The sequence below is a fragment of the bacterium genome, from assembly GCA_021372615.1.
Lineage (GTDB): Bacteria > Armatimonadota > Zipacnadia > Zipacnadales > UBA11051 > JAJFUB01.
The window spans coordinates 62,591-70,821 of the sequence record JAJFUB010000150.1; the positions used below are offsets into that span (position 1 = coordinate 62,591).

5 protein-coding genes are annotated in these 8,231 nt (G+C 68.8%); all 5 read right to left on the reverse strand.

The window, feature by feature from the left end:
* Positions 1 to 5: 5 nt before the first annotated feature.
* Complete coding sequence (locus tag LLH23_21795) at positions 6 to 1,058, reverse strand: ABC transporter permease (protein MCE5241105.1); 1,053 nt, start codon at positions 1,056 to 1,058, stop codon at positions 6 to 8.
* A 342-nt stretch (positions 1,059 to 1,400) separates the two neighbouring features.
* Positions 1,401 to 2,636: a hypothetical protein gene (locus LLH23_21800; GenBank protein MCE5241106.1), complete on the reverse strand. Its 1,236-nt coding sequence runs from the start codon at positions 2,634 to 2,636 to the stop codon at positions 1,401 to 1,403.
* Positions 2,637 to 2,688: 52 nt separating this feature from the next.
* On the reverse strand, positions 2,689 to 3,681 hold the full coding sequence (locus tag LLH23_21805; GenBank protein ID MCE5241107.1) for a hypothetical protein: 993 nt from the start codon (positions 3,679 to 3,681) through the stop codon (positions 2,689 to 2,691).
* A 26-nt stretch (positions 3,682 to 3,707) separates the two neighbouring features.
* Positions 3,708 to 6,713: an alpha-galactosidase gene (locus LLH23_21810; protein MCE5241108.1), complete on the reverse strand. Its 3,006-nt coding sequence runs from the start codon at positions 6,711 to 6,713 to the stop codon at positions 3,708 to 3,710.
* Between the two features lie 62 nt (positions 6,714 to 6,775).
* Positions 6,776 to 8,068: an SGNH/GDSL hydrolase family protein gene (locus LLH23_21815; GenBank protein MCE5241109.1), complete on the reverse strand. Its 1,293-nt coding sequence runs from the start codon at positions 8,066 to 8,068 to the stop codon at positions 6,776 to 6,778.
* Positions 8,069 to 8,231 lie beyond the last annotated feature (163 nt).

The following is an 8,231-nucleotide window of genomic DNA, read 5'->3' on the forward strand; positions in this document are numbered from 1 at the left end:
ACGACTCAACGGTCCACGCCCATCGCCAGCCGCCGCTCGCTGATCTGGTGGCCGAGGCGGTCCAGTACGACGGCGACGATGATGGCGCAGCCGATGATGATCCACTCGTAGTTCTGATCGAAGTGCAGCGTGCGGATGGACTGACGGATGAGCGTGATGAGCACGGCCCCGAGCATGGCGCTGACGACGCTGCCCTTGCCGCCGGCGAGACTGGCCCCGCCGACCACCGCGGAGGCGATGACATACAGCTCGTAGCCGGTCGCGTCGGCGCAGGACGCCGAGCCGTAGTACGAACAGCCCAGGAAGGCCGCCACGCCCGCGGTCAGGCCCGCGAGGGCATAGACGACCGTAAGCACCCGCCCGGTCCGCAAACCCGCATAGCGCGCCGCGTCGGCATTGCCGCCGACGGCGTAGATGTACCGGCCGGTCACCATGTGGGTGAGGAAAACCGAGCCCAGGGCCGCCACCAGCACCATGGCCAGCAGCGGCAGCGGCGACAGCGTGGGCGGCAGCCCCAGCGAGCACTTGGCGAAGCGCGTGAGGGCATCGGGCACGAGGATGCTCTCGGCCCGGCTGCTGACGAAGGCCAGGCCCCGGAAGACCCACATGGCCCCCAGGGTGATGATGAAGGGGTGCACGCGCAGGTTGACGATGAGCAGGCCATTGACCAGCCCGCAGGCGAGCCCGAGGCCCAGGCAAATGAGCAGGCCGAGCAGCACGGAGTCCGACTGCCAGGCCCGCAGCGCCAGGGCCATGCCGACCCCCGCGAGCGCGAAGACCGACCCGACCGACAGGTCAATCCCGCCGGAGATGATGACCATGGTGGCGCCGACGGCCATGATGGCGAAGAACGAGGCGTCGGTGGCGGTCTGCAACAGCGTGTTGGGGTTCAGGAAGTTGTTGACCGTCCGCCCGGTCTCGGGGTCCTGGTGGCTACCGGCCAGCATGGACAGCAGCACGGCAAGCAGCACAATGACCCCGAGCAGGCCAAGCTGTTCAAGGCGCAGCGAGGGCCGGGGAGCGGCCGGCGCGGTAGGCGGGGCATCCGAGGATGGCATGAGGCCTAGCAGTTCGCGGGGGCGCGGGGAGATACCTGCCGGAGGGCGGCAGCAGGTCGTGCGGCCGGAACGGCAACGGCGTCCTCACCCCTACCCCTCTCCCGCGCGCGGTACGGCTGCGCGCCGGAGAGGGGAACGGCGAACGGCGTCCTCACCCCGCAGACTGCGTCGCAGTCTGAGCCCTGTCGCTCGCGTCGCTCCGGAGAGAGGAACTCAGATGTCACGTAGCCGCGAAGCCACAACGTGGTCATCCCAGGCCCCCCCTCTCCGGAGCGGAACGAAGTGGAGCGAGGGAGAGGGGCCGGGGGTGAGGACGCCGTTCCCGATTCCCGGTTCCCGCCCCTACCCCTCAAACCCCCGCACCATGTACGCCTGCAGCAGGCCCGACTCGTCGGAGTTGAAGAACCCGACCGTGCCGTCCGGCGACAGGAACGGGTGCAGGTGGGTGCTCTTCTCGCAGGTGCAGCGGGCGCAGAGCAGGTAGGTCCAGTTGGTCAGCGCGTCGGTCTCGGAGTCGCCGAACCGCGCGGTCCAGAGCGTGGCTTGCTCGTTCAGCGGTCCGCAGTCCGTGATGAGCCGCCGGCCCGCGATGTCGGTGGCGAAGTGGTAGAAGTGCGGGCTGTCGAAGTCCCGGCTGAGGTCATTGCGTACGCCGCCGGGTGAATTGAGGCCCACATGGCCGGCATGCGGCACGGCCCGTCCCTGGATCAGTTGCGCCTCGGGCGGCTGGCGCGTCCCGGTGCTGGTGATGGCCCGATCGCTGCGCCCCCGCCAGCACTGGTGCCCCTGGCAGAACTCGTTGCCGTCGCGCCCCCACGGCATGTTGCGGAAGTTCGTGCCGTCGTCGCGGATGACATGGATGTCCGCGCCCAGCCCGCCCACCAGCCGCGTGATCTGCCCCTGCGCGTCGGCCTCGTTGTCGTGATTCTCCTGGATCAGGATGTCATGCGACTGCTCGGGGTCGAGCGACCGGCTGTACTGCGGGTGCATGTTGCACCAGCTCTGCCCCTCCATGATGAGGTTCACCGTGGCGGCGGCAAGGTCGAACACCATCAGCCCCCACGTGACCCCCGCCTCGGTCCCATCACCCAGAAAGCAGGAGATGGTCATGCGCTGCCCGTCCGAGGAGATGCTGGACAGCGGGTAGATGCGGCTGGGCCGGTACGACGTGCCCGGCAGCACCGAGTCCACGACGATCAGCGTCTCGCGTTCCGTGCCGTCGAGCCGCACCCGCTTGAGCGTCAGCCGTCCGCCGTTGATCTCTGTCTCGTTGACGAAGTAGTACAGGTGTGTCCCGTCCGGCGAGATCGAAGGGCCGGTCGCCCCGACCTCGCTCGTCAGGGGGCTGAGGCTGCAGCCATCGGCCAGGTCGCATAGCAGATACTGGTGCTGCGGATCGTGCTGGTCGCTGCCGTGGGCGTGGGCCGAGCGGTGCAGGATGAAGCGGCGGGAGTCGGGGGTGAAGATCTGCGCCTCCATGTAGATGTGCGAGGAGGGCACGTCCGTCTCGGTCGTCAGTTGCACGACTTCGAGCCCCGCGGGGCTGCGGTCGTCCAGCAAGTCTGGGCGAAGCTTCATCGGTGTCTCCGTTCCGTCACGCGGCGATCCGCGCGCTTGTGGCAGCAGCCCCTCAGGGGGCCAGGTACATCACCAGCACTCCGAAGAGCGCGGCCATGAGTACGACGGTGCCGGCGGGCTCGATGAACCAGGTCCGCCGCAACTGCCGCACCATCATGATCTGCATCACCAGGCCGGTGAGCACGATCGTGACGAAGGCGGTGAGGGCGTGGCGGGCTTCCACCTGCGCCAACAGCGGCCCGCCGCGGTCGGCCACATCGAACAGCAGCAGGGCCGCCATGTTGAAGGCGTTGCTGCCCAGGATGTTGCCGATGATGAGGTCCAGCGCTCCCAGGCGCAGGGCTGCGAGGCTCGCCGCCAACTCCGGCAAGGAGGTGACCAGGGCCAGGAAGACCGAGCCGAAGAAGGTGTCCCCCAGTCCGGTGAGGGCGGCCAGGTCATGCGCCAGCCGGGCCAGCACCGGGCCGGCCAGGGCGATGACGGCCGCGCCGACGCCAAAGCAGATCAGGCCGGCGCGCAAGGACTTGATCGGGCCCGGCACGACCTCCACCACGTCCACCGATCCCTGCCCGCCCGCGCGCACCCCGACGAAGATGTCCAGCGGGTACAGCACCGCGATGGCCAGCACACCCAGCCCGATGCCGCCGATGGAGAACGGCTCCTGCGCGATGATCGAGGCGCCGGCGATGGCCGCCAGGACGATGCCCAGGATGGCGATCCGCGCATGCCCCAGGCCGAAGCTGGGCATGATGCTGGCATGGCGGCGCCAGTGGTGCAGGAGATCCATGGCCGCCAGGATCAGTATGTTCATCGTGCAACTGCCCATGATGTCGCCGACCGCGAGGTTCGGAGCGGGCAGGCGCACCGCCGAGATGTCCACGATGATCTCGGGCAGCGTTGTCGCGGCGGCCAGCATGATGATGCCGATCGTCAGCCGTCCGATGCCGGTGTGCGCGGCGATGGCGTCGGCAGCGTACGACAGCAGCGTGCCCGCCGCCACCACCAACAAGCCCATGGCCACGAACAGCAGGAGCAGGCCCAGCATCTTGCCTCCTGGCCGATCCCGGGGCGTCACTCCCGGGCGAACTTGACCCGCCACGACAGGGTGGGCGCCGCGAACTGCAGCGGGACCGCCACCACGCGGTCTGGCCCCATCTGCAGCCCGCCAGAGGCTGTATAGCCTGCCGGCACATGGACATACAAATGGCCGGCGGTGCCCGGCGGCCGGGTGGCTTGACCGGACAGCGTCAGCGTCTGCTCATCCCAGCGCACCTGCTGCAACTCCACCACGCCCTGCGCCAGGTGCAGGTCGGTGCCGATGACGAAGGGGTGGGTCTCAACCGGCGTCACCCGCAGGACGGCCACCTCCGTCGCCGGCAGCGGGTAGCGTAGCAGCACCTCGGCCCCGTCAAGGCCCCGCACGCGGCCCACGAGCTTGTGCCGGAAGTAGTCGAAGATCACGTACTCCCGCCCCGGCTCCAGGCCCAGGTCGCCCAGGTTGACCGTCACCTTGTCCGGGCGCTCGTCCAGGTTGAACAGCCCCAGCAGGTGCCAACTCCCCCACGCCGTCCGCACCGGCAGGTGCATGACCTGCGGGTAGGCCTCGTAGGTGAACATGTCCAGCGGGGTCGCCGACGGCCCAACGGCGGGGAGGCACTGCTTGATGAGTTCCAGCTTGTCGGCGGGCAGCTCGGGCAGCCGGTCGCTCAGGAACATCGGCCCGCCGCCGAAGACGACGAAGGCCATGCGCACGCGGTTCTCACTGGGCGTCCCCTGGCCGACTTGCAGGTAGTCGGGGTCGGACCAGTAGAACTTGCCGGTTACGTGGGCGCGGCAGTTGAAGTCGCGCCAGAAGCTCCGCAGCCAGTCCCACCGCCCGCCGGGATTGCCGATGTCCGCGTGCGTCCAGGCGGCGTCGCACAGCCCGGCGATGGGGTTGAGGGCAGCGTTGCAGGCCATGTGGGCCACGGTGGGGCCGGTCCCCTCGCGGTAGGCCCGAACGGCCTTCAAGTAGGTCGGCACCCCCGTGGTCGTCTCGCGGTCGTGCTGGACCGCGTCGGTGCGGAGCAGGTTGGCCTGGAAGTCATTCTTCCAGTACACGCAGCCGTACGAGCGGATGGCCTCACCCAGCTTGCGGTAGAACGCCTCGCCGACCGGGTGGGTGGGGTCGAGGGAGTAGGTCTTGCCGTGCGGCTCCCAGAACCAGTTGTCACCGCAGACCTGGGGCTTGCCGTCGGCGGTCTGCAGCATGGCCTCGGGGTGCTCGGCGAACAGCGGGGCGAATTCCGATACCTGCGTCGCCGCCGTCCACAGGCCCAGGCTGAAGCCCATCTGCTTGAGCTGGTCCGCCAGCCACGGCAGCCCGTGCGGGAAGCGGTCATTGACCACCCAGTTGCCCACGATGTCCTTGTACTGCCAGCCGTGGTCAATCTGGATGTTCTCCAGCCCCAGACCCGGCAACTTGTCTTTGATGACGCGGGCGTTCTGCAGCACGAGGTCCTCAGTGATGGTCAGCCGGTAGCAGTACCACGAGTTCCACCCCGAGGGCCGGAAGCGCGGCGGCTGCAGGTCGCTCACGGCCATGACGGTGTCGGCCCAGGAGGCGAGGGCGGCGTGCCCTGCCGTTACTGGGAGCGCGGGCGTCCCGCCCGCAGCCGTTCCGTCGTGTGAAGCGATCGCCAAGACCTCCGACCGCAGCGACTGCCCCGGCGCCACGCGGGCGCCGTTGGGGTAGTCGCACTTCGCCTCCAGCAGCTGCGGCAGGCCATCGGCGCCGGTCGTCAGGCGGCTGGTGACGCCAGCCGTCTGGAACGTGACGAAGGAGCACGAGCCGGCCCAGTTGCCTGCGGGGTCGGCCACGACCATTGCGCCATGGGCCGTATGGTCCAGGCTCTTGCCCGCCAGGGCCTTGCTGCCCGACCCGCACAGGCTGCCGTTGTCGAGGAAGAGGCGCAGGCGGTCTGCCGGGGCGGAGAAGACCACGGCCCCCGGATGCACGGTGTGCAGCACATCCAGGCGCTTGACGACCACCGGCTGCGCGGTCGGGTTGGCGACCTCCAGCCATAGCAGGGCCAGCGGCTGGGCTTGCTGGACCTGCACGTGCAGCCGCAACACCGCCCCGGTGGCCTCGTCGCGGGCCTCGAACACGCGGTGCTCGGCCGCGCCCAGACGAGGGGCCGGGGCCGCCGCCGGCCCGGCCGGCGTGAAGCGCTCCGGGGTGAAGGTGACATCGCCGGTAGGGGCCGCCAACTGCGCCGCTACACTGGCGGGGCCCAGCACCATCTGCGGCACGGCGTCGCCGCCGCTACCGACGGTCAGGTAACCGTGATCCTGGTCCACAACGACATTGAGTGCGTCATTGCTCAGTTGCGTCAGGCCGCCGCCGGCCTGCAGGCCTTCCATCAGCTTCGCGACCTCCTCAGCAGTTGCAGCGTGGTCGAGTATGACGAGTTCGTCCATGAGGCCCTGCACGGCCCGACCCAGACGCCCGAAGCCGCAGCCGATGAGCAGCGACGGGGGATTGAGCGGCAGCGGCCCCGGCTGGTCCCATGAGGCCACCGACTGCCCGTTGATGAACATCTCCGCGTGTTGCTTCGGGAGGTCCCAGGCGGCGGCGAGATGCACCCATTCGCCGTTGCGCAGCGGCTCCTTCGAGAACAGCGACCGCTCGCGCGGCTGGGTCTTGACGTTCGGCCCCCCGAATACGAGGCGGAACTGCCCGCCGGGGTGCGAGCGCTCGAAGTGCAGCGCGTTGTCGGGGCTGTCGCTGAAGCCGAAGATGTTGTCGTAGGTCCTGGCGCCCCAGTTGTCGGGCCTGAACCATAATGCCACCGTGCCGCCCGTCTGGCCGACGTTGGCGCCGGCGGGCATTTCCAGGTAGCTGTTGCCGTCCAGCGACAGCGCCTTGCCCAGCTTCCCCGGCGCCAGGGCCGGCGCGCCCACGATGCGGAGCGGCGCCCGCCCCCCGGCCGCGACATCCGGGAGCATCCAGCGGTCGAAGGACATGTAGAAGGTGACGCCATCGAGGGCGTAGGCAGCGGTCGCCATGAACATGAGTGGGAGGACAAGGGCGCGCATGGTAGGCCTCACTCGATCGCGGTCGGTGACCCTGGACGGCGCGGGCTGGAAAGCCCGCGCTCCTACTCCACCAACTCCCCGATCAGCATGATGCTGCCGACGCGCAGTACCGTGCCGTTGTACTTCTCGGGGTTGTAGCCCGGCTTGTCCTTCTCGCGGTTGGTGACGCTGCTGCGGTCGGGCTGGTCGGGATGCAGCTCGATGGTGACCTCGTGCACTGCATCGGGATTGAGGCCCGCGGCCACGCCCATGACCTGCAAGCGGTGGTAGCTGCAGTAGCTGTCGAAGCGCGGGATGGGCTTGCCCGTCTTGCCGTCCAGCGTCACGACCGCCTGCCCGCCATCGGGCCCCACGATGTCGTACAGCCGCACTGTCGAGCCCTTGAACTTGAAGTGGAGCTTCTCGCCCGGCTGCGTGGCCTGCCACAGCTCGGGCAAAAAGTGGGCGAAGCGCTGCCGCATCGGGTCGGCGGCGTCCAGCTTCTGCCAGCCGCTCGTGACCATCGCCGGCGTGATCGGCACCAGGTGCGCCGCTTCCCAGTTGTCGGCGACGAAGGGCGCCCTCAACTCGTGCGGGCCAGCCTTGGACTGCGGCTCCATCTCCTTGATCGCGCCGGTGATGACATCCGTGTACATCTGGTGGGCGGCATCGAGCGGATGCACGCCGTCGTCGGAGAAGATCATGTGCCCGTCGGGCCCCGGCAGCGGCTTGCCATTCTCGTCCTTGGGCGAGACGTAGATCAGCTTGCCTTCCTTCTCCAGTTGGACGGTCCGCAGGGCCATGTTGATCGAGGGGATGCCGTAGTACTCGGCCAGCATCTCATCGGCCCCGGCGGCACGCGGGCACAGCCCCTGCTCCAGGTCCTTCTCGTACCCGACCCGGAAGGTGTAGACATAGCAGATGTCGATCGTCGGGTCCTGGAGCCAGATCTGGCGGACGATGCCCTCCATCGAGCGCCAGATGGCCTCGGGCTCGGCCCCGCCGTCGTTGACGGAGAACTCCACGAAGACGAGGTCGGGCTTCCCGCTGAGCACGTCCTGCTGGCAGCGGAAGACGCCCAGGTCCGAGCCGGTGCCACCGATGGCGGCGTTGATCTCCACCAGCTTGGCCTGGGGGTAGGCGTCCTGGAACCACTTGAGCGTCTTGACGCGCCAGCCTCCGGCAGCCGTGATGCTGCCGCCGAAGTAGGCGATGCGGACCTCGCCGCCGGCCTTCAGCTTGGCCAGGACGTTGCCCAGGCCACCGCGGGTATGGAACATCTCGGCGGGCACCGGCCGGTACTGCGGTGTGTCGGCCATGAGCATGGCTCCCGGAATGAGGAGGGATAGCAGGCAAAGCGCGAAGCATCTGGTCATGGCAGCCTCACCAACCCCACAGATTGGCGCGAGGCCGACGGCCTCGCGCCAATCCGTAGGGTCGGTGAAGCTGCCATGACCAGGTGCCTCGCACTCTGCCTGCTGTCCATCCTCATTCCGGGAGCCATGCTCATGGCCGATACGCCGCAGTACCAGCCGGTGC

Excerpts from the sequence above, each read along its gene's own strand:
- LLH23_21795 (MCE5241105.1), bottom strand. The coding sequence starts at position 1,058 with ATGCCATCCTCGGATGCCCCGCCTACCGCGCCGGCCGCTCCCCGGCCC.
- LLH23_21800 (MCE5241106.1), bottom strand. The coding sequence starts at position 2,636 with ATGAAGCTTCGCCCAGACTTGCTGGACGACCGCAGCCCCGCGGGGCTC.
- LLH23_21805 (MCE5241107.1), bottom strand. The coding sequence starts at position 3,681 with ATGCTGGGCCTGCTCCTGCTGTTCGTGGCCATGGGCTTGTTGGTGGTG.
- LLH23_21810 (MCE5241108.1), bottom strand. The coding sequence starts at position 6,713 with ATGCGCGCCCTTGTCCTCCCACTCATGTTCATGGCGACCGCTGCCTAC.
- LLH23_21815 (MCE5241109.1), bottom strand. The coding sequence starts at position 8,068 with ATGACCAGATGCTTCGCGCTTTGCCTGCTATCCCTCCTCATTCCGGGA.